Source organism: Bradyrhizobium sp. CCBAU 45384 (genome assembly GCF_028128665.1).
Classification (GTDB): domain Bacteria; phylum Pseudomonadota; class Alphaproteobacteria; order Rhizobiales; family Xanthobacteraceae; genus Bradyrhizobium; species Bradyrhizobium manausense.
In genome coordinates, this window is the sequence record NZ_LBIZ01000119.1 from 545,984 (window position 1) to 565,827 (window position 19,844).

Here is a 19,844-nt window from a genome sequence, read left to right on the forward strand (position 1 = left end):
CGCCTGCTCTCTCGCGATGCTGCGAGCTGGTGTTTTGCCCGACGTGTCAAATGACCGGAGCCTAGGCGGCAGCGGTTCTACTGTGCATGGGGTTGTTTTGCGGAAATGGATTCGCGCCTCATCGCCCCGTCTTCACCTTGGTCCAGAGGCGGTTGATGATGCGCTGGGTGGCGGGATCGCGGGCGGTGATGACGAACAGCTTTGCGAGCGTCGCCTCGTCAGGATAGATGTTCTTGTCGTTCAAAATCTTCGGATCGACCAGTTTCTGGCTGGCGAGATTGCCGTTGGCGTAGGACAAAAAGTCCGAGTTCTTGGCGGCGACGTCGGGGCGATAGAGATAGTTGATCAGCTCGTAGGCTTCCTTGACGTTCTTGGCATCCGCGGGGATCGCGAGATTGTCGAAGAACATCTGCGCGCCCTCCTTCGGAATGGTGTAGCCGATCTCGATGCCGCTCTTGGCCTCGGCCGCGCGGGCGCGGGCCTGCATGATGTCGCCGGACCAGCCGACCACGAAGCAGATCTCGCCGGTCGCGAGCGCGCTTAAGTATTCCGACGAGTGAAACTTGCGCACGGACGGGCGGACTTTTGCGACGGCGTCCGCGGCCTTCTCGAGGTCGGCCTGCTTGGTCGAGTTCGGATCGAGCCCGAGATAGCTCAGCGCCGCCGGAAAGATGTCGTCGGCGGAGTCGAGCATATGCACGCCGCATTCTTTGAACTTGGCGAGGTTCTCCGGCTTGAAGACGATGTCCCAGCTGTCGATCTTGGCGTCGGGACCCAGGATCTGCTTCACCTTGGCGACGTTGTAGCCGATGCCCGTCGTGCCCCACATGTAGTTCGCGGCGTAGACGTTGCCGGGGTCGTAGGTGGCGAGGCGCTGCGTCACCACGGGCCAGGCGTTGGCGAGGTTCGGCAGCTGCGACTTGTCGAGCTTCTGGAAGATGTTCGCCTTGATCTGACGCTGCAGGAAATAGGCCGTGGGCACCACGACGTCATAGCCGGACTTGCCGGCCATCAGCCGCGTCTCCAGCGTCTCGTTGGCATCGAAGGTGTCGTAGACCACCTTGATGCCGGTCTCCCTGGTGAAGGCCTCAAGGACGTCGGGCGCCATGTAGTTCGACCAGTTGTAGAAGTTGACGACCCGCTCCTCGGCGCCCGCCCCTTGCGAGAGCAACGTCAGCGCCGCGGCGATCGCAAGACCAAGGCGAAACCTGGAGCGGCTGACGTTGGTCATCTCTGTCTACCTCTTGCGTCCACGTATCGCATCCGACAGCCGCTCCAGCGCGGTGTCGAGCGTCTGGTCTTTCTTGGCAAAGCAGAAGCGCACCACCGAGGTCACAGGGTCCTGCTCGTAGAATGCCGAGACCGGAATCGCCGCGACCTTGTAGTCCTTCACGATCCGCCAGCAGAATTCGGTATCGCTCTCGTTGAGCCCGAGCGGCGACAGGTCGACGGTGAGGAAGTAGGTGCCTTGCGACTTCAGCACGGGGAAGCCGAGGCTCTCGAGGCCCCTGGTCAGGCGATCCCGGCTCCGCGTCAGGTCTTTCCGCATCGACAGGAAGTAGTCGTCGGACTTGCCGAGGCCGTAGGCCACGGCGGCCTGCAGGTTCGGCGCGGTGGTGAAGGTCAGGAACTGGTGCACCTTGGCGGCGACGCGCAAGAGCGGCGGCGCGGCGCAGACGAAGCCGATCTTCCAGCCCGTCAGCGAGAAGATCTTGCCGGCCGAACCGACCTTGATGGTGCGCTCGCGCATGCCGGGGACGGTGATCAGCGGGATGTGCTTGTGCTCGTCGAAGGTGACGTGCTCCCAGACCTCGTCGCAAATCGCGATGACGTCGAACTCCTGGCAGTACCGCGCCAAGAGCTCGAGGTCCTCGCGCGGATACACCACCGCCGATGGATTCAGGGGATTGTTGAACAGCACCGCCTTGGTCTTTGAATTGAAGACGCTTTTCAGCATGTCCTCATTCAGTCGCCAGTGCGGCGGCTCGAGCCGCACCAGGCGCGGAATGCCGCCGGCCTGGCGGATGATCGGCAGGTAGGAATCATAGACCGGCTGGAAGCAGACCACCTCGTCACCGGGCTGCACCACCGCCAGGATCGCCGAGGTCAGCGCCTCGGTGCCGCCTGACGTCACCATCACCTCGCTCATCGGATCGAGCTTGAGGCCATGCCAGTGGCCGTAATGGGTCGCGATCGCCTGGCGCAGCTCCGGGATGCCCATCATCGACGGATATTGGTTGTAGCCGTTCAGCGAGGCGTCGGCCGCGGCGCGGCGGATGTCCTCGGGGCCGGGATCATCGGGAAAGCCCTGGCCGAGATTGATGGCGGCATTGTCGCGCGCGGCCTGCGACATCGCCTCGAAGATGGTGACAGGAAGGTCGGCGAAGACCTTGTTCAGGGAAGAGCTTTTGGACATCGACCCGATCAGCCACCGACCTTGCTGGGAAGCCCGGCCGCCTTCCAGCCAAGCATGCCGCCGGCCAGATGCTTGTTGTAGGGCAGGCCCGCCGCTTGCGCCGCCAGCGAGGCGGTCACCGAGCGCTTGCCGGAGCGGCAGGCGAACACGACGTCCTTGCCTTGGGGATCAGGGATTGCCTTGGGATCGAAGGTCGAGAGCGGCACGACCACGCCGTAAGGGTAGGCCTCGGCCTCGACCTCGTTCGGCTCACGGACGTCGACCAGCAGATAGCGCCCTTCCGCGACACCCTTGGAGACCTCGTCCGGGGTCAGATCCTGTACTTGATTTGCCACATCATCCTCCAAAGTCGGGGGCGCTCGCCGGAGTGATCCCGGCCGGCGGCAACCTCGCCTCTCGGCAAGCGAAAATCAAGCGCTACAAAGGCTTGAGCTGCCTTGCGCAAGTTAAAGCTAAATCGCAGCGACTTGAAGTGCGGCTTTGAATCCGGGCGCTAGATCGTGACCTGCGTGCCGACCTCGACCACGCGCCCCGAGGGGATCTGGAAATAGTCGGTGGCATCGTTTGCCGAACGGCTGAGCGAGATGAACAGCCGGTCCTGCCAGCGCGGCATGCCCGAATGGGCGGCAGGCTTGAGCGCCCTGCGCGACAGGAAGAACGAGGTCGACATGATGTCGAACTGCCAGCCGAGCTTGCGGGCGATGGCGAGGGCCTTCGGCACGTTGGGCGATTCCATGAAGCCGAACTTCAGCCTCACCTTGGAGAAGGTCGGTGAGATCTGCTCCAGGCGGACGCGCTCGGCCGGATCGATGCGCGGGGTCTGCGCGGTCTCGATGGTGAGAATGACATTCTTCTCGTGAAGCACTTTGTAGTGTTTCAGACTATGCATCAGCGCAGTCGGCGCGCTCAGGGGATCGCTGGTGAGGAACACCGCGGTTCCAGGGACCCGCTGCGGTGGCCGCTTTTCCAGCATCGCCACGAGGTCGGCGAGCGGGAATTCGAGCTTGCGCGACTTCTCGAACAGCAGCCGGCTGCCGCGCCGCCACGTGTACATCAGCAGGATCATGAGGGAGCCGAGCGCGAGCGGCACCCAGCCGCCCTCGAACACCTTGAGCAGGTTGGCGGCGAGGAACGTCAGGTCGAGGAACAGGAACGGCGCGATCAGGGCCGCGGCTCCCAGCGCAGACCACTTCCAGGCCTTCCAGATCACGACAAAGCCCATCAAACCGGTGACCACCATGGTGCCGGTCACGGCGATGCCGTAGGCCGAGGCCAGCGCGCTGGAGGAGCGGAACAATAGGACCATCAAGATCACGGCAACCAGCAGCAGCTGGTTGATGCGCGGGATGAAGATCTGGCCGGAATGGGCTTCGGATGTATGGCGAATTTCAAAGCGCGGCAGCAGCCCGAGCTGAATCGCCTGCCGCGTCAGCGAGTAGGCGCCGGTAATGACGGCCTGGCTGGCGATGACGGTGGCGGCGGTGGCAAGCACAACCATGCCGCCGCGGACCCAGCCTTGGGGGAACAGCTGGAAGAACGGACTCTCGATCGCGGCAGGATCGCCGAGCACGAGAGCACCCTGCCCCAGATAGTTCAGCGCCAACGACGGCAGCACGACGAACAGCCAGGCGGTCTGGATCGGCCGCTTGCCGAAGTGGCCGAGGTCGGCATAGAGCGCCTCGGCACCGGTCACGGCGAGAAACACGGCGCCCAGCGTGACGAAGCCGATAATGCCGTGGTGGAGCATGAAGGAAACGGCATAGAACGGGTTCAGGGCGAGCAGCACCTGCGGCTGCCGGACGATCGGACCGATCGCCGCGATCGCGATCACCGCGAACCAGACGCACATCACGGGTCCGAAGAACGCCGCGACGCGAGCGGTGCCGCGCGACTGCACGGCAAACAGGACGACCAGGATCACCACCGTCAGCGGAACGATGTAGGGCTCGAACGTCAGCGTGACGTCCTTCATGCCTTCGATCGCCGACAGCACGGAGACCGCCGGCGTGATCACGGCATCGCCATAGAACAGCGCGCCGGAAATGATACCGAGCAGGACGATGGTCGCCCCGCCGGTGCCGACCGCGCGCTGGGCCAGCGCCATCAAGGCGAGCGTGCCGCCCTCGCCGTTGTTGTCGGCGCGGAGCAGGATCACGACGTATTTCAGCGTCACCACGACGACGAGCGCCCATAGAATCAGCGAGACGACGCCGAGCACGGCGACCGTCGTGGGCGCGCCTTCCGCGCCCGATGCCGCCATCACCGCCTCGCGAAACGCGTAGAGCGGGCTGGTGCCGATATCGCCGTAGACGACGCCGATGCTGCCGAGCGTCAGCGCGCCGAAACCGACGGTGGTGTGGGCGTCGCCACGCCCATTGGCCGCCGCCGTTTCCGGGGCGGGAACTGCTACGTCACTTGTCATGGGAGAGCCTGGTGGCCTCTAAAAATGCTTCACTGCACAACGGCTGAAGAGAGCGCGCGGCTTATAGTCCTGCGCTACCGGCATGGCCTAGCCCGATTCTGGGCCCTTGGCATGCAAAATTCACATAGGTCCGCCATTGCGTCCTATTTGCCCTCAAATAGTGACTTGGGTTCCGACTTCAACCACCCGGCCGGTCGGAATCTGGAAATAGTCGGTGGCGTCGTTGGCCGAGCGGCTGAGCGCAATGAACAGGTGGTCCTGCCAGAGCGGCATGCCCGATTGCGCCGAGGCCTTCAGCGAGCGCCGCGACACGAAGAACGACGTCGACATGATGTCGAACTGCCAGCCCTGCTTGCGCGCGATCGCGAGAGCCTTGGGCACGTTAGGCTGCTCCATGAAGCCGAAGCGCAGCCGCACCTTGGAGAACTTCTCGCTGATCTTCTCCATCTTGAAGCGCTCGGAGAGATCGACCCGCGGCGTGTGCGCGGTCTCGATGGTCAGGATCACGTTGTGCTCATGCAGCACCTTGTTGTGCTTGAGATTGTGCAGCAGCGCGGTCGGCACGAAAGCGGGATCGCTGGTCAGGAACACTGCCGTGCCCTTGACGATGTGCGGTGGCCGCTTCTCCAGGCTGCGGATCAGGTCGTCCAGTGGCACCTCGATCCGGCGCGTCTTCTGGATCAGGATTGCCGAGCCGCGCCGCCAGGTCCAGATCGTCGCCGCCATCGTCGCACCGAAAAGCAGCGGGACCCAGGCGCCTTCGAGCAGCTTCAGGAGATTGGCGCTGAAGAAGGTGATATCGACCATGACGAAAGGCAGGATCACCACCGCAGCGGTCGCAGCCTTCCAGTTCCACAATTTCCAGATCACCACAAAGCCCATGATGCCGTCGGCGACCATGGTGGTGGAGACCGCAATGCCATAGGCCGAGGCGAGATTGCTGGGCGTGTGAAACAGCAGCACCAGCAGCATCACGCCGATCAGCAGCAGCCGGTTGACCCGCGGCAGATAGATTTGGCCGGCATGGGTCTCCGACGTGTAGCGCACTTCGAAGCGCGGCAAGAGGCCGAGTTGCACGGCCTGATAGACCAGCGAATAGGCACCGGTGATCACCGCCTGGCTCGCGATGACGGTGGCAGCAGTCGCGAGCCCGACCAGCGGCAGCACCAGATGCTCGGGCACCATGCGATAGAATGAATGCTCGATCGCGCTGGGATCGGACAGCACCAGCGCGCCCTGGCCGAAATAGTTGATCAGCAGCGAGGGCAGCACGAAGAACATCCAGGCCGATTGGATCGGCTTGCGGCCGAAATGACCGAGGTCGGCATAGAGCGCTTCACCGCCGGTCACGGCGAGAAACACGGCGCCAAGCGTCACCAGGCCGATCGTGCCGTGCGACAGCAGGAATTGCAGCGCGTAATAGGGATTGATCGCAGCCAGCACCGACGGGTCGTCGGCGATGTGAATGACGCCGAGCACCGCGAGACATCCGAACCAGACCACCATCACCGGTCCGAAGGCCGAGGCCACCAGCGCCGTGCCCTTGCTCTGCACCGCAAACAGCAGCACCAGGATCAGCACCGTGAGTGGCACGACATAGTGCTCGAATGCGGGCGTCGCGAGCTTGAGTCCGTCGACCGCCGATAGCACCGAGATCGCCGGCGTGATCATGGAATCACCGATGAACATCGAGGCGCCGACCACGCCGAGCGCGAGCAGGAACCAACTCCGCCGCCCCAGCGCGCGCTGGCCGAGCGCCATCAAGGAGAGCGTGCCACCCTCCCCGTTATTGTCGGCGCGCAGCAGCAGCAGCACGTATTTGGCGGTGACGACGATCAGCAGCGCCCACAGGATCAGTGACAGCACGCCGAGCACCATGATCCGCGTCACCGGCGCGCCGTGCGCCGCGCCCCTCACCGCCTCGTGAAACGCGTAAAGCGGCGAGGTGCCGATGTCGCCGAAGACGACACCGATGCTCCCGAGCGTCAGGGCCCAAAAACCTGATGTGACCGGCCCCTCCTGGGTCTCGGTCTGTGTGATGCTCGCCGTCATGCGGGTGGAAAACGTTTCGTCCCTGGAATTGATCCGGCGCCTTTCGACGCTTCAGACGCGCCTGTCAATCGGCCCGCCACCATAGCAGGAGCCGCGGCAGATGCTGTGACGGCATAGCCACGTTCGCCAGCATGGAGACCGGCCGCCTGAGGTAAAATGGTAGCGCAAGGGATTTAGGGCTTCAAGTTCGGCGGCAGCGGCGGATCTTCGCGCATCAGGGTGATGGTCACGCGGCGGTTCGCCGCGAGCGATGGATCGTCCGGGAACAACGGCTGGGTATCCGCCTTGCCGGAGACGGCGAAGATGTGCGACGGCGGCAGGCCCTCACGTTCGAGGATCTGGCGCACCGCGTTGGCGCGATCGGCCGACAGGTCGAAGGCACCATAGTCGCTGCGCGTCGGCACGAAGCCGGCCGCGGTGTGGCCCGCGATGGAGACACGCAAGGGCGTGGCCTTGAGCGGGACCGCGAGCTTCTCGATCAGGCGCCGGGTGCGATCGTAAGGCACCTTGGACCCATCCGCGAACATCGAGCGGCCGTCCTGGTCGACGATCTCGAGGTTGAGGCCCTGCTTGGTCTCCTCGAACATGATGTGCTTGGACATTTCGGTGAGTTCCGGCATGTCCTGCAGCGCCTGACGCAGCGAGGCCGCGGCCAGTGCGAAATTGCGATCGATCTTCATCTTCGCGCCCTGGGTGCGGTCGCGATCTTCCTGGTCCGGCGTCGGCGTGTTGGAGGCGTCCTCCGGCTCGATGTGATCGACGTTCTTCAGCCGCGGCCGGGTCGGCAGACCGTCGGACTCGACGATGCCGGCGTAGCGCGCCTCGCTCTGGACGCCGAAGGCGTCACGCATCGAGCCTGCGACGACCTTGAGCTTGTTGGCATCCTGGGTCGAGAATGCGACGAGCATCACGAAGAAGCTCATCATCAGTCCCATCAGGTCGGCGAAGGTCACGAACCAGCCGTGACCGCCTCCGTGAGCATCGCCGCGCTTCTTCTTGGCCATATCTCGATATCCGGACCGGGCAGCCTTATGCCGGCACCGGCTCGCCTTCGGCGTGGCGATGCTTCTCCGGCAGATAGGCCAGCAGCATTTCGCGCACGAGCGTCGGGCTCTTGGAGTCGCGGATCATCAGGATGCCGTCGATGATCAGCGTGCGGTTGGTTTCCTCGTCGAGCAGCTTGCCGTGCAGCTTGTCGGCGATCGGCAGACAGAACAGGTTCGCCACCAATGCGCCGTACAGCGTCGCGAGCAGCGCGGTCGCCATGAACGGGCCGAGCTTGGACGGGTCGGTCATGTTCGCGAACATCTGCACCATGCCGATCAGGGTGCCGATCATACCGAACGCCGGGGCGCAGTCGCCGATGGCGCGATAGATCTTGCTGCCCTCGTCGAGGTGCATGAGGAAGTTGTCGCGATCACGCTCGAGATTGTCGCGGATGAAGTCGAGGTCATAGCCGTCGGCGACGTAGCGGATGCCCTTGGCGAGGAACGGCTCGTCGGTCTCGACCTTTTCGAGGCCGACCGGGCCCTGCTTGCGGGCGATCTCGGCGATGCGGGCAAGCTCGTCGACGAGGTCGTGCGCCGACAGCCGGCTCATGGTGAAGGCGAACTTGGCGCCGAGCGGCAGGCCGTGCATCAGCGCCGACAGCGGGAAGCGGATCATGGTCGCCGCGGTCGAGCCACCGAAGATGATGATCATCGCATGTTCGGAGATGAACATGTGGAGATCACCGCCCAAGAGCATCATGGTGGCGATGACGCCAAAGCCCACCACAAGGCCCACGCCGGTCATGATATCCATGGCAGACTCCAACGCGAACGCAACAACGGCCATCCTGGCCGCTGGCACGGTCCAACCCGAACCGCATCGGAAACCCTAGAGTGGCGCCCTTAAAGCCGCGTAAAGGTTAAGTTCATCCGATGCGACCGAGCGGCGCAACGCGACGGAACGACCGTGGCTTTGCCGTTCCGCGACATGAATCTCAACACTTTGCTAACCATAATTGAGGCGCGTCAGGACGACAGTCCCGTCAGCTCCAGGCTGAGCGTGCGCAGGCGACGGCGCGCATCGGCATCATAGGCCTGCGGATTGGCGCGTGCCTCGTTCATGCCGTTGAAGAACAGGCCGCTTCGAGCGGCAACGTCGTCGCCCTCGACCAGATGCAGGATCGCCGCGCCGCCCTGCTCCACCGTCGACATCGGCGTGATACCGCCCGCGCGCACCATCGTGGTGTTCATATAGGTCGCCGGATGCAGCGCGTTCACGGTGATCCGGTCGCTTTTCAATTCCTCCGCGAGATCGATCGTGAACATGATCTGCGACAGCTTGCTCTGCGCATAGGCGCGCGAGCCGTTATAGCCCTTCGTGATCATGACGTCGTCGAAATCGATCGGATGCTGGCCGAGCGAAGCGACATTGACGATGCGCGAGGGCGCCGCGGCCTTCAGCAACGGTAGCAGCAAATGGACCAGCAGGAAGCCTGAGAGATAGTTCACGGCAAAGCGCAGTTCGTGACCATCGCGGCTCTCCTGCCGTTGCGGCCCGTCATTCTGCGAGCCGATGCCGGCGTTGCTGACGAGGACGTCCAGGCGTTTGTGGTCACGGATCACAGCCGCCGCAAGCTCGCGCGTGCCTGCCATTGACGATAGATCGGCCTGATAGAAGGTCGGCGCGGCGTGACCGGCCTTCACGATCTCGTCGATCAGCGCCTTTGCGCGCTCAGCACTCCGGCCATGGATTAGGACATCAGCGCCTTCGGCGGCAAGGCGGGTTGCAACATAGCGCCCGACACCATCGGTCGAGCCCGTGATCAGCACCGTCTTGCCGCGCATGTTCATGACGTCACTCCTGGACTAGTGAATCTCCGCCGAGCGTTTCAGCGCGGCCTTGAGCTTCTCCAGCGAAAAGTCGGGGCTGCGCGCGATCTCGAGGATCGGCGTCTCGCGGCGGCCGCAGAGCTCGGCGGCCTCAGGCAGTTTCGAAGCGACGTCGAGCGGGATCACGATGGCGCCATGCCGGTCGGCGTGGATCAGATCGTCCGACCTCACGGTCATGCCGGCGACGCGCACCTCGCCGCCGAAGCTCTCGGCATGCACCCATGCATGCGACGGGCCGATCGAACCGGCCAGCGCCTGGAAACCAGGAGCCCATTGCGGGATGTCGCGGATCGAGCCGTCGGTGATGACGCCGAGGCAGCCGAGCGCCTTGTGCACGTTGCTTTGCACCTCGCCCCAGAACGCGCCGTAGCCGACGTCGGGGCCGTCGATGTCCTGGATCACCGAGATGCGCGGACCGTGGCCGGTTCCGACATACTCATAATATTCGATGCGGCGCTTCGACTGTTCCTCGGCCGGGAGCGAGGATTTCAGGACCGAGCGGATCGCAACCGTGCGGGCATAGCCGACGATCGGAGGCAGATCCGGGAACGGGCAGACCAACTGTTTGGTGGTGTAGCCGATCAGGCGGCGCTCCGGCGCCACGATCTCCATGGCATTGCAGATCGTCGGCGTGTCATAGCGGCCCAGCGCTTCGAGGACGGAAGCGGGCAGCGGCCCGGTCGCGGTATTGGTCACGGCGTTCTCTCCCAGATTGGCGGCTGATTGACGCGATGCCGCCGACACAGGGCGATATAGCCGAGATCGGGCCTTAACCCAACTCGGGTGGCCTCATGGCAGATATCCGCGTGCGATCGCTCAGTGCAGCCGTCCGGGCCGGTCGTCGTCGTGCGGCGGCTCCGACAGGCTTGTCAGTGTCGGCGCCGACGGCGGCGACGGGACCTCGCCGCTGGGCGGCGTGGTGGCCTGCATCGCGCGCGCCTGGTCGCGGTAGGATTTGTAACCGAGCGGCAAGGCGAGAAGATACAGCGCCGTGCCGACCGACAGCACATACCAGGGATAGCTGATCAGAAGCGCAATGAAGAAGATCACCGCGACGAACGCCGGCAGCACGAGCTCGGGAGGCACCCGCATGCGCATGCTCTTGCCTGAGAACACTGGCAGCCGCGACACCATCAGGAAGGCGATCAGCAGCGTGTAGCCGGCCGTCAGAGCCGCGGGCCAGCGCCCGAGATCCAGGAACGCCGCATAGATCGGCAACATCACGGTGATGGCGCCGGCCGGCGCCGGCACGCCGGTGAAGAAATTGGCGGCGAATGCCGGCTTGTTCGGATCATCAAGCGTGGCGTTGAAGCGCGCGAGCCGCAGGCACATGGAGATCGCAAACACCATGGCCGCGATCCAGCCGGCATTGCCGAGCTCGTGCAGCTGCCAGAAGTACAGCATCAGTCCCGGGGCGACGCCGAAATTGACGAAGTCGGCGAGGCTGTCGAGCTCGGCACCGAATTTGGACTGGCCCTTGATCAGCCGCGCGATGCGGCCGTCGATGCCGTCGAGCGCGGCCGCGAACACGATGGCGTAGACGGCCAGCGTCATCCGCCCCTCGATCGAGAGCCGGATCGCCGTCAGCCCGGCGCAGATCGCCAGCAGCGTGATGACATTGGGCACTAGCATTCGCACCGGGATCGGGCGGAACCGGCGGCGGCGAATATCTGGATCTCGGTCGTCGTAGGGCGTCATTGGCTCGTCCTTACCTCTGGGCGAGATATAGCAAGCCGTGCTCCCCTCCGCCATCGCGGCGGAAGGCCCCCGACAGCGGCGTCTTGGTCAACTGGCGCGGTAGGTGCGGCCGGGGTCGTCGCCGGTGAGGTCGGCCAGGATGGTCTCGCCCGCAATCGCTGTCTGCCCTTCCGAGACCAGCGCCTTGGTACCGACCGGCAGGTAGACGTCGAGCCGCGAGCCGAAGCGGATCAGGCCGAACCGCTCGCCGGCACCGACCGCCTGCCCTTCCCTAACGAAGCAGACGATGCGCTTGGCCACCAGGCCCGCGATCTGGATCACGCCGATGCGGCCCTGCGGCGTCGAGATAACGAGCGAATTGCGCTCATTGTCCTCGCTCGCCTTGTCCAGCTCGGCGTTGATGAACAAGCCCGGCCGATAGGCGATGCGGTCCACCCTGCCCGCGACGGGAGCGCGATTCACATGGCAGTTGAACACGCTCATGAACACCGAGATGCGCGGCAGCGGCCGGTCGCCGAGGCCAAGCTCGGCCGGCGGCAACGCCATGGTGATCATCGAGACCCGGCCGTCGGCCGGCGACACCACGAGCCCGTCGCGCTGCGGCGTCACGCGAACGGGATCGCGGAAGAACAGCGCGCACCACACGGTGAGGATCGTGCCGATCCATCCCAGCGGGGACCACAGCCAGAACAGGACCAGGCTTGCCAGCGCAAAGCCGCCGATGAAGGGATAGCCCTCCTTGTGGATCGGCGGGATCTGACGCTGGATCGAATCGAGAATGGACATCGCTATCTGCCGCTGGAGGGGTTGGTGGCACGGGTCGTCGCGCCGGCCTGTTTAGGCCAGAGTTGGGACCGGAGACAAGCTCACTCCGCGGCCGCCTGCGCCGCGAGGGCGTCCTCGACCGGCGGCGGCTCCCGGTTGGGCGCCTCGCTGCTGTCGGCCATACGAGCCAGTTTCTCGCGCGCGGCCTCGGCCTCGCGCTGCCTGTTCCACATGCTGGCGTAGAGTCCGTCCTGTGCGAGCAGGCTGGCATGGGTACCGCGCTCGGCGATGCGCCCCTGCTCCAGCACGATGATCTCGTCGGCGCCGACGATGGTCGAGAGGCGGTGTGCGATCACCAGCGAGGTGCGGTTCTTCGCGACGCGGTCGAGCGCGCCCTGGATCTCATGCTCGGTGTGGGTGTCGAGCGCCGACGTCGCCTCATCAAGCACCAGGATCGGCGGCGCCTTCAAGACGGTGCGCGCGATCGCGACGCGCTGCTTCTCGCCGCCCGACAATTTCAGGCCGCGTTCTCCGACCTGGGTCTCGTAGCCCATCGGCGCCATGCGGATGAAATGGTCGATCTGTGCAAGACTTGCGGCTTCCTCGACCTCGGCATCGGTCGCATCCCAGCGGCCATAACGGATGTTGTAGCGGATGGTGTCGTTGAACAGCACCGTGTCCTGCGGCACCATGCCGATCGAGGCGCGCAAGCTCGCTTGCGTGACCTGCCGGATATCCTGGCCATCGATCAGGATCTTGCCGCCGGAGACGTCGTAGAGGCGGAAGAGAAGGCGCGAGATGGTCGACTTGCCGGCGCCTGACGGGCCGACGATCGCCACCGTCTTGCCGGCCGGCACCTCGAAGCTGATGCCTTTGAGGATCGGCCGCTTCGGCTCATAGGCAAAGCGCACGTCCTCGAAGCGCACGGTGCCGGCGGAAACGACCAGCGGCCGCGCACCGGGCGCGTCCTTGATCTCGGCCTCGCGGTGGATCACGTTGAACATCTTCTCGATGTCGATGATCGCCTGCTTGATCTCGCGATAGACCATGCCCATGAAATTCAGGGGTTGGTACAGCTGGATCATCATGGCGTTGACCAGCACGAAATCGCCGACCGTGTTGGTGCCGTTGCGCACGCCGATCGCGCACATCAGCATCGTCGCGGTCAGCCCCAGCGTGAAGATCACGGCCTGCCCCGTGTTGAGCACGGCGAGTGATGTGTAGGCGTGGACGCTCGACTCCTCGTAGCGCGCGACCGAGCGGTCGTAGCGTTGCGCCTCGCGCGCCTCGGCGCTGAAATATTTGACGGTCTCGTAATTGAGCAGCGAGTCGATCGCCTTGGTGTTCGCGTCGGTGTCGGAATCGTTCATCTTGCGGCGGATGCCGATCCGCCACTCGGTCGCGACGTAGGTGTAGTACATGTAGACCGCCACCGTGATCAGCGTCGCGACCACGTAGCGCCAGTCGAACTGCCACAGCAGCACCGCCATCAGCAGCGAGACCTCGACAATGGTCGGGATCAGCTGAAGGATCACCATGCGCACGATGACCTCGATGCCCGCGCGGCCGCGCTCGAGCACGCGCGTCAGGCCCCCGGTCTTGCGCTCGAGGTGAAAACGCAGCGAGAGCTCGTGCATATGGATGAAAGTGATGTTCGCGAGCTTGCGCACCGCATGCATGGCGACACGCGCAAAGATGCCGTCGCGCCATTGCGTCAGCACCGCCATCACGATGCGCATGAGGCCGTAGCTCGCCGTCAGCAGCAGCGGCGATGCGACCACCCAGAGGTGCCAGTTGCCGGCCTGCACCGGCGCTGTGTTGGCCCCGGTGAGCGCATCGGTTGCCCATTTGAAGCTGAACGGCACCGTCAGCGTGATCAACTTGGCCGCGAGCAGCAGCACCATCGACCAGACCACGCGCATTTTCAGGTCGAAGCGGTCGCTCGGCCAGATATAGGGCCACAGATGCGCAAGCGTGCCCATCAGCGTGGCCCGCTCCAGCGGTCCGGCAGCGGAGGCAGGAACGTCGGTGCCGTCTAGCGATTGAGGTTGGTCCATCAAGAAAGCCTGAGGGCCCACCAAAGGCGGGCGGCGCTGCGATTAACGATTTGTGCCCCCCATATAGAGACTTCCCGATGCCAAAGCACCCCGCCAGATGGCGAATCTTCGATTGTTTGTCGCCGTTTACCGGTAGATTTCCGGGTGGTCCGAATCACCTGAAGGGCTTGACGCCACTTCGCTGCAATGCATCATGACAGCAATGAGCACCATTAAAACCGTTTGTGTCTATTGCGGCTCCGGCCCCGGAACCAATCCCCACTTCACCGCAGGCGCCAAAGCGTTCGGCAAGGCGCTGGCCGAGAACAATATCCGCCTGGTCTATGGCGGCGGCTCGCTGGGCCTGATGGGCTCGGTCGCGACGTCAGTGCTGGACCACGGCGGCACCGTCACCGGCATCATTCCCGAATTCCTGCGCAAGCGCGAGAATGCGCTGACGCGCGTGCAGGAAATGATCGTCACGCCCGACATGCACGAGCGCAAGCGGCTGATGTTCGAGCGCTCCGACGCCTTCGTGGCGCTGCCCGGCGGGATCGGCACGCTGGAGGAGCTGGTCGAGCAATTGACCTGGAAGCAGCTCGGCCGGCACGCCAAGCCGGTGCTGCTCGCCAACATCGACAATTTCTGGGAGCCGCTGTTCTCGCTGCTGTCGCACATGCGCCAGACCGAGTTCATCCGCGCCGGCCTCTCAGTCGACATCCTCAAGGCCGATCGCGTCGAGGAGATCCTGCCGAAGCTGAAGGCGGCTGCGGCACAGATCGCCGAGACGGAAAAGCAGATGGCGCCGGAAGTCGCGCGCAAGCTGTAGAGCTTTTTTGCTTGCGCATGATCTCCGCGCAAACGCGTTCCGCGTTTGTCGCGAGGGAAAACCGCCACACACTTTTCCGGATCATGCGCTACTCCTGCGGAAACGTCACCGCCTCGATCCGGTTGCCGTCGGGGTCGACGACGAAGGCCGCGTAATAGCGCACGCGGTCATGCGGACGGAGGCCCGGCGCGCCGTCGGAGGCGCCGCCGTTCGCAACCGCAGCAGCGTGGAATGCATCGACCTCTCCTGTCGTCTTCGCCCGCAGACAGATATGCACACCGCTCTCCGGGGGGACTGGCGGCATGGCCTCGCGCAGATTGATCCAGAATTCAGGATAGGCCTTGCCGAAGCCGACCGTGCGCGGCCGGGTGACCAGGCGCGTGAGCCCGAGCGTGGCGAGCGTGGCCTCATAGAACCTTGCGGAGCGATCGAGATTGCTGACGCCGACGGAGATGTGGTCGATCATGACTTGCTCTCTCCTCATTCTCCGCTGTCATCGCCCGGCTTGACCGGGCGATCCAGTACTCCGAGACGCCGCGGCGTTACGGAGAAGCCGCGGCGTACTGGATACCCCGCTTTCGCGGGGTATGACAGCCGTCGTGGGGTTTACGCCGGCGCGCCCGACTTCACGAGCTTGTAGATCACCGAATCCATCAGCGCCTGGAACGAGGCGTCGATGATGTTCGGGGACACGCCGACCGTGGTCCAGCGGTCGCCGTTCTCGTCCTCGCTCTCGATCAAGACGCGCGTCACCGCGCCGGTGCCGCCATTGAGGATACGGACGCGGTAATCGATCAGCGTCAGGCCCTCGATGTATTTCTGGTATTTGCCGAGATCCTTGCGCAGCGCGACGTCGAGCGCGTTGACGGGACCGTTGCCTTCGGCGGCGGAGATCAGGCGTTCGCCGGCGACGTCGACCTTGACCACGGCGAGCGCCACGGTGACGCGCTCGCCGAGCGCGTTGTAGCGCTGCTCGACATTGACGTCGAACTGTTCGACCTCGAAATAATGCGGCACCTTGCCGAGCGTCCGGCGCGCCAGCAGGTCGAACGAGGCATTGGCGGATTCATAGGCGTAGCCCTGCGCCTCGCGCTCCTTCAACTCTTCGACCAGTCGCGTCAGCTTCGGATCGCTCTTCTCGTAAGGAATGCCGGCACGATCGAGCTCGGCGATGACGTTGGAGCGGCCGGCCTGGTCCGACACCAGCACCTTGCGGTGATTGCCGACCAGTTCAGGCAGCACATGCTCGTAGGTCTGCGGATCCTTCATCACGGCGGAGGCGTGGATGCCTGTCTTGGTGACGAAGGCGCTCTCGCCGACATAGGCCGCATGGCGGTTCGGCACGCGGTTGAGCATGTCGTCGAGCGTGCGCGAGACCTTGACGAGCGTCGCCAGCTTTTGCGGCGTCACCGAGATCTCGAAGGCGTCCGAAAATTCCTTCTTCAATTTCAGCGTCGGGATCAGTGAGCAGAGATTGGCATTGCCGCAGCGCTCGCCGAGGCCGTTCAGCGTGCCCTGGATCTGCCGCGCGCCGGCGCGCACCGCGGCCAGCGAATTCGCCACCGCTTGCTCGGTGTCGTTATGGGCGTGGATGCCGACATGGTCGCCGGGAATGTGTCTTGTCACTTCAGCGACGATGGTCTCGACCTCGTGCGGCATGGTGCCGCCATTGGTGTCGCACAGGACCACCCAGCGCGCGCCGGCATCGAAGGCCGCCTTGGCGCAGGCGAGCGCAAAGCTGGCATCTTCCTTGTAACCGTCGAAGAAATGCTCGCAGTCGAGCATGACCTCGCGGCCCGCGGCCTTCGCCGCCGCGACGCTGTCGCGAATCGAGGCGAGGTTCTCCTCCTTCGTCGTCTCCAGCGCGACGCGCACCTGATAGGCCGAGGACTTTGCCACGAAACAGATCGCGTCGGCCTTCGCCTCCAGCAGCCCGGCGACACCGGGATCGTTGGAGACCGAGCGCCCTGCCCGCCGTGTCATGCCGAACGCGGTAAAGCGCGCATGGTTGAGTTTCGGCCTGGAGCCGAAGAACTCGGTGTCGAGCGGATTGGCGCCGGGATAGCCGCCCTCGACATAGTCGATGCCGAGATCGTCGAGCATGTCAGCGATGACCTGCTTGTCGGCCAGGGTGAAATCGACGCCGTTGGTCTGCGCGCCGTCGCGCAGCGTGGTGTCGAACAGATAGAGGCGCTCCTTACTCATTGCGTCGCTCCGAGCGTCTTTTTCATGGTGGTGTTGGCGAGCCACTCATCGTTGACGGTGACGCTGTTGCGCTGCTGGGCCGTGTAGCCGCGCTTGGCGAAGAAGTTCTGGGCGGTGTCGCTGGCATCGACCGTGAGGTTAGTGGCGCCGCGGCCGCCGGCAAGCTTCTCCAGCGCGTCGACCAGCAGGGTTGCGATACCCTGCCCCGCCGCGGCCGGATGAACATAGAGCATGCGGATATGGTCGGCGCCGCGCAGCGAGGCAAAGCCGACGGGCGAGCCGTCGAGCGTCGCCACCAACGTCAGGTCGGACGCGAGGTGCTTGCCGAACTCCTCGTCCTCCGCCATCTCCATCCAGGCCTGCTGCTGCGCCTCGCTGTAGTCGTCACCGGTCAATTCCTCGATGCTGGCAGCGAAGATCGCGGCCAGCATCGGAACATCGGCCGGCAGGAACGGCCGTAAGCCGGGCTTGGGATGCGCTTGTGCCATCACGCCAGCTCCCAGGTCGTCACCGGCTTGCCGTCGGCATCCTTGCCGTCCTTGAGCACGACGCCCTTGGCGGCGAGCTCGTCGCGGATGCGATCGGATTCCCTAAAATCCTTTCGCGCGCGCGCAGCCGTGCGCTCCGCAATCAGGCGGTCGATCTCGCCGGCATCGACGCCGCTCGCCTCGCGCTTGCGGCCTTCCCATTGCGCCAGGCTCTCGGACAGGAAGCCGAGCAGACGCAGCGAGGCCGAAAGGCCTGCCGCATCGGCCGCATTGCGCAGACCATGCAGCGCCGCGATTGCCTGCGGCGTGTTGAGATCGTCGAGCAGCGCGTCGACCACAGACGCCGCGGGCTTGGACGGCGCAACGTCAGCCGCAAAGCGATACCAATCGTTGAGCGTCTTGGCGCTCTCCTCCAGCGACTTCATGGTCCAGTCGATCGGCGAGGTATAGTGCGTCTTCAGCATGTTGAGGCGCAACACTTCACCCGGCCAGTCCTTGAGCAGCTCGTGGATGGTGACGAAGTTGCCGAGGCTCTTCGACATCTTCTCACTCTCGACCTGCAGGAAGCCGTTGTGCATCCAGGTGTTCGCCATGCGCTGCTGGTGGAAGGCGCAGCAGGTCTGGGCGATCTCGTTCTCGTGATGCGGAAACACGAGATCGATGCCGCCGCCATGGATGTCGAACTGCTCGCCGAGATGCTTCCAGGCCATGGCCGAGCACTCGATGTGCCAGCCCGGACGGCCCTCGGCCTTGATGCCTGATGGCGACGGCCAGGACGGCTCGCCGGGCTTGGACGGCTTCCACAGCACGAAGTCGGTCGAATCCTTCTTGTAGGGTGCGACGTCGACGCGGGCACCGGCGATCATCTCGTCCAGCGAACGCTTCGACAGCGCGCCATAGCGCGGCAGTCCGTCATTGACCGCGTTCATCGCCTGCGGCGAGAACAGCACGTGATCCTCGGCGACATAGGCGAAACCGCCCTTGACCAGCCGTTCGATGATCTCGCGCATCTCGCCGATATGCTCGGTCGCGCGCGGCTCGACGCTTGGCCGCAAGCACCCAAGCGCGTCCACGTCGGCGTGAAACTGCTTGCCGGTCTGCTCGGTAACCTTGCGGATCGCCTCGTTCAGCGGCAGGCCGGGAAAATCCCGCGCGGCGCGGTCGTTGATCTTGTCGTCGACGTCGGTGATGTTGCGGACATATTTGACGTGGGCCTCGCCATAGAGATGGCGGAGCAGCCGAAACAGCACGTCGAACACGATCACCGGCCGCGCATTGCCGATATGGGCGTAGTCATAGACGGTCGGTCCGCAGACATACATGCGGACGTTGTTCGGATCGAGCGGCACAAAGGGCCGCTTTTCTCTGGTCAGCGTATCGTGAAGACGCAATTCCATATGGACACCCATCGGCTGTTGGCCGGGCGTCCAGTGCTCTCAATGTGTTTTGAGAAAAGACGGCTCCAGCCAGCGAATCGCTAGCTCGTAATCTCGCGGCAAATAATGCAGATGGCGAGGAGACCGTTCATGCGGCGACATATGGGCCATGAGGCCGGCTTTCGTCAAGAGAGCCACGGAAATGCCGCTTTATTTCCGCAAAGCCCGTCGCCCCCGCCGGGATGGTTCATCATCCTTAACCATTTGAGCCCATTCTGGAACCGGCGGTTCCTATTTTTTGCCCCAAGGTGTTTTCATGCGATCCTTGCTCGCGCTCATTTGCTGCGCCTCGATGCTTGGCGCCTCAATCCTTGGCGCCTCGATCCTTGGCGCCTCCAGCGCCTGCGCCGAGACCCGCATCTTCATCATAGCCAACCAGGCCGACGGCTATGGCGTCGACCAGTGTCTGGCCAAGGGCGAAAAATGCGGCGCGCAGGTCGCCCGCAGCTACTGCCAGTCACGAGACTTTGCACAGGCATCTAGCTACCGCCGAGTCGATCCCGACGAAATTACCGGGTCTGTCCCCAAATCCGGCGCAAATTGCTCCCATGGCCATTGCGACGAATATGTCGCAATCACCTGCCAGCGCTGAATTTCGCTCGGAGCTGGCGGACCTTA

The 19,844-nt window shown here is 64.2% G+C and carries 18 protein-coding genes; 2 read left to right on the forward strand and 16 right to left on the reverse strand.

Annotated elements, in window-relative coordinates:
- Positions 1-118 precede the first annotated feature (118 nt).
- The 12 genes from XH80_RS39155 to XH80_RS39210 form a co-directional block, all read right to left on the reverse strand.
- Positions 119-1,231 (reverse strand): polyamine ABC transporter substrate-binding protein, encoded by a 1,113-nt coding sequence (locus tag XH80_RS39155; RefSeq protein ID WP_271603222.1) that lies wholly within the window; start codon positions 1,229-1,231, stop codon positions 119-121.
- 6 nt (positions 1,232-1,237) lie between these two features.
- The gene (locus tag XH80_RS39160; RefSeq protein WP_271603223.1) at positions 1,238-2,416 is read right to left on the reverse strand and encodes an aminotransferase; all 1,179 of its coding nucleotides are present in this window, start codon (positions 2,414-2,416) and stop codon (positions 1,238-1,240) included.
- A gap of 8 nt (positions 2,417-2,424) precedes the next feature.
- Positions 2,425-2,751: a rhodanese-like domain-containing protein gene (locus XH80_RS39165; RefSeq protein ID WP_271603224.1), complete on the reverse strand. Its 327-nt coding sequence runs from the start codon at positions 2,749-2,751 to the stop codon at positions 2,425-2,427.
- A gap of 158 nt (positions 2,752-2,909) precedes the next feature.
- Complete coding sequence (locus XH80_RS39170) at positions 2,910-4,838, reverse strand: potassium transporter Kup (RefSeq protein WP_271603225.1); 1,929 nt, start codon at positions 4,836-4,838, stop codon at positions 2,910-2,912.
- 153 nt (positions 4,839-4,991) lie between these two features.
- Positions 4,992-6,890 (reverse strand): potassium transporter Kup, encoded by a 1,899-nt coding sequence (locus XH80_RS39175; RefSeq protein ID WP_057758399.1) that lies wholly within the window; start codon positions 6,888-6,890, stop codon positions 4,992-4,994.
- Positions 6,891-7,063: 173 nt separating this feature from the next.
- Complete coding sequence (locus XH80_RS39180; protein ID WP_057758401.1) at positions 7,064-7,894, reverse strand: OmpA/MotB family protein; 831 nt, start codon at positions 7,892-7,894, stop codon at positions 7,064-7,066.
- A gap of 25 nt (positions 7,895-7,919) precedes the next feature.
- Complete coding sequence (locus tag XH80_RS39185; protein ID WP_057759060.1) at positions 7,920-8,693, reverse strand: motility protein A; 774 nt, start codon at positions 8,691-8,693, stop codon at positions 7,920-7,922.
- A 212-nt stretch (positions 8,694-8,905) separates the two neighbouring features.
- Positions 8,906-9,730 (reverse strand): SDR family NAD(P)-dependent oxidoreductase, encoded by an 825-nt coding sequence (locus tag XH80_RS39190; protein WP_271603226.1) that lies wholly within the window; start codon positions 9,728-9,730, stop codon positions 8,906-8,908.
- 15 nt (positions 9,731-9,745) lie between these two features.
- The gene (locus XH80_RS39195; protein ID WP_271603227.1) at positions 9,746-10,465 is read right to left on the reverse strand and encodes an RraA family protein; all 720 of its coding nucleotides are present in this window, start codon (positions 10,463-10,465) and stop codon (positions 9,746-9,748) included.
- 120 nt (positions 10,466-10,585) lie between these two features.
- Positions 10,586-11,467 (reverse strand): CDP-alcohol phosphatidyltransferase family protein, encoded by an 882-nt coding sequence (locus tag XH80_RS39200; protein WP_271603228.1) that lies wholly within the window; start codon positions 11,465-11,467, stop codon positions 10,586-10,588.
- A gap of 87 nt (positions 11,468-11,554) precedes the next feature.
- Entirely contained in the window at positions 11,555-12,259 is a 705-nt protein-coding gene (locus XH80_RS39205) for a phosphatidylserine decarboxylase (protein WP_271603331.1), read from the reverse strand.
- A gap of 74 nt (positions 12,260-12,333) precedes the next feature.
- Complete coding sequence (locus tag XH80_RS39210) at positions 12,334-14,289, reverse strand: ABCB family ABC transporter ATP-binding protein/permease (RefSeq protein ID WP_271603229.1); 1,956 nt, start codon at positions 14,287-14,289, stop codon at positions 12,334-12,336.
- 202 nt (positions 14,290-14,491) lie between these two features.
- On the opposite strand from XH80_RS39210, the gene XH80_RS39215 reads away from it, so the two are divergent.
- Positions 14,492-15,097 carry a TIGR00730 family Rossman fold protein gene (locus tag XH80_RS39215; protein ID WP_271603230.1) on the forward strand — a complete coding sequence of 202 codons (606 nt, stop codon included), beginning with the start codon at positions 14,492-14,494 and terminating at the stop codon, positions 15,095-15,097.
- 88 nt (positions 15,098-15,185) lie between these two features.
- Here XH80_RS39215 and XH80_RS39220 read toward each other — a convergent pair whose 3' ends face one another.
- The 4 genes from XH80_RS39220 to cysS form a co-directional block, all read right to left on the reverse strand.
- On the reverse strand, positions 15,186-15,563 hold the full coding sequence (locus XH80_RS39220; protein WP_271603231.1) for a VOC family protein: 378 nt from the start codon (positions 15,561-15,563) through the stop codon (positions 15,186-15,188).
- A 140-nt stretch (positions 15,564-15,703) separates the two neighbouring features.
- On the reverse strand, positions 15,704-17,302 hold the full coding sequence (cimA, locus tag XH80_RS39225) for a citramalate synthase (RefSeq protein ID WP_271603232.1): 1,599 nt from the start codon (positions 17,300-17,302) through the stop codon (positions 15,704-15,706).
- Positions 17,299-17,790 carry a GNAT family N-acetyltransferase gene (locus tag XH80_RS39230; protein ID WP_271603233.1) on the reverse strand — a complete coding sequence of 164 codons (492 nt, stop codon included), beginning with the start codon at positions 17,788-17,790 and terminating at the stop codon, positions 17,299-17,301. The genes cimA and XH80_RS39230 overlap by 4 nt, the downstream gene beginning before the upstream one ends.
- Positions 17,790-19,187, reverse strand: a complete 1,398-nt coding sequence (gene cysS, locus XH80_RS39235; RefSeq protein WP_271603234.1) for a cysteine--tRNA ligase — start codon at positions 19,185-19,187, stop codon at positions 17,790-17,792. Before cysS ends, XH80_RS39230 begins: the two co-directional genes overlap by 1 nt.
- A 295-nt stretch (positions 19,188-19,482) precedes the next feature.
- On the opposite strand from cysS, the gene XH80_RS39240 reads away from it, so the two are divergent.
- Complete coding sequence (locus tag XH80_RS39240; protein ID WP_271603235.1) at positions 19,483-19,818, forward strand: hypothetical protein; 336 nt, start codon at positions 19,483-19,485, stop codon at positions 19,816-19,818.
- The last annotated feature ends 26 nt before the right edge of the window (positions 19,819-19,844 follow it).

Excerpts from the sequence above, each read along its gene's own strand:
- XH80_RS39155 (WP_271603222.1), bottom strand. The coding sequence starts at position 1,231 with ATGACCAACGTCAGCCGCTCCAGGTTTCGCCTTGGTCTTGCGATCGCC.
- XH80_RS39160 (WP_271603223.1), bottom strand. The coding sequence starts at position 2,416 with ATGTCCAAAAGCTCTTCCCTGAACAAGGTCTTCGCCGACCTTCCTGTC.
- XH80_RS39170 (WP_271603225.1), bottom strand. The coding sequence starts at position 4,838 with ATGACAAGTGACGTAGCAGTTCCCGCCCCGGAAACGGCGGCGGCCAAT.
- XH80_RS39175 (WP_057758399.1), bottom strand. The coding sequence starts at position 6,890 with ATGACGGCGAGCATCACACAGACCGAGACCCAGGAGGGGCCGGTCACA.
- XH80_RS39180 (WP_057758401.1), bottom strand. The coding sequence starts at position 7,894 with ATGGCCAAGAAGAAGCGCGGCGATGCTCACGGAGGCGGTCACGGCTGG.
- XH80_RS39185 (WP_057759060.1), bottom strand. The coding sequence starts at position 8,693 with ATGGATATCATGACCGGCGTGGGCCTTGTGGTGGGCTTTGGCGTCATC.
- XH80_RS39190 (WP_271603226.1), bottom strand. The coding sequence starts at position 9,730 with ATGAACATGCGCGGCAAGACGGTGCTGATCACGGGCTCGACCGATGGT.
- XH80_RS39200 (WP_271603228.1), bottom strand. The coding sequence starts at position 11,467 with ATGACGCCCTACGACGACCGAGATCCAGATATTCGCCGCCGCCGGTTC.
- XH80_RS39210 (WP_271603229.1), bottom strand. The coding sequence starts at position 14,289 with ATGGACCAACCTCAATCGCTAGACGGCACCGACGTTCCTGCCTCCGCT.
- XH80_RS39215 (WP_271603230.1), top strand. The coding sequence starts at position 14,492 with ATGAGCACCATTAAAACCGTTTGTGTCTATTGCGGCTCCGGCCCCGGA.
- XH80_RS39220 (WP_271603231.1), bottom strand. The coding sequence starts at position 15,563 with ATGATCGACCACATCTCCGTCGGCGTCAGCAATCTCGATCGCTCCGCA.
- cimA (WP_271603232.1), bottom strand. The coding sequence starts at position 17,302 with ATGAGTAAGGAGCGCCTCTATCTGTTCGACACCACGCTGCGCGACGGC.
- XH80_RS39230 (WP_271603233.1), bottom strand. The coding sequence starts at position 17,790 with ATGGCACAAGCGCATCCCAAGCCCGGCTTACGGCCGTTCCTGCCGGCC.
- cysS (WP_271603234.1), bottom strand. The coding sequence starts at position 19,187 with ATGGAATTGCGTCTTCACGATACGCTGACCAGAGAAAAGCGGCCCTTT.
- XH80_RS39240 (WP_271603235.1), top strand. The coding sequence starts at position 19,483 with ATGCGATCCTTGCTCGCGCTCATTTGCTGCGCCTCGATGCTTGGCGCC.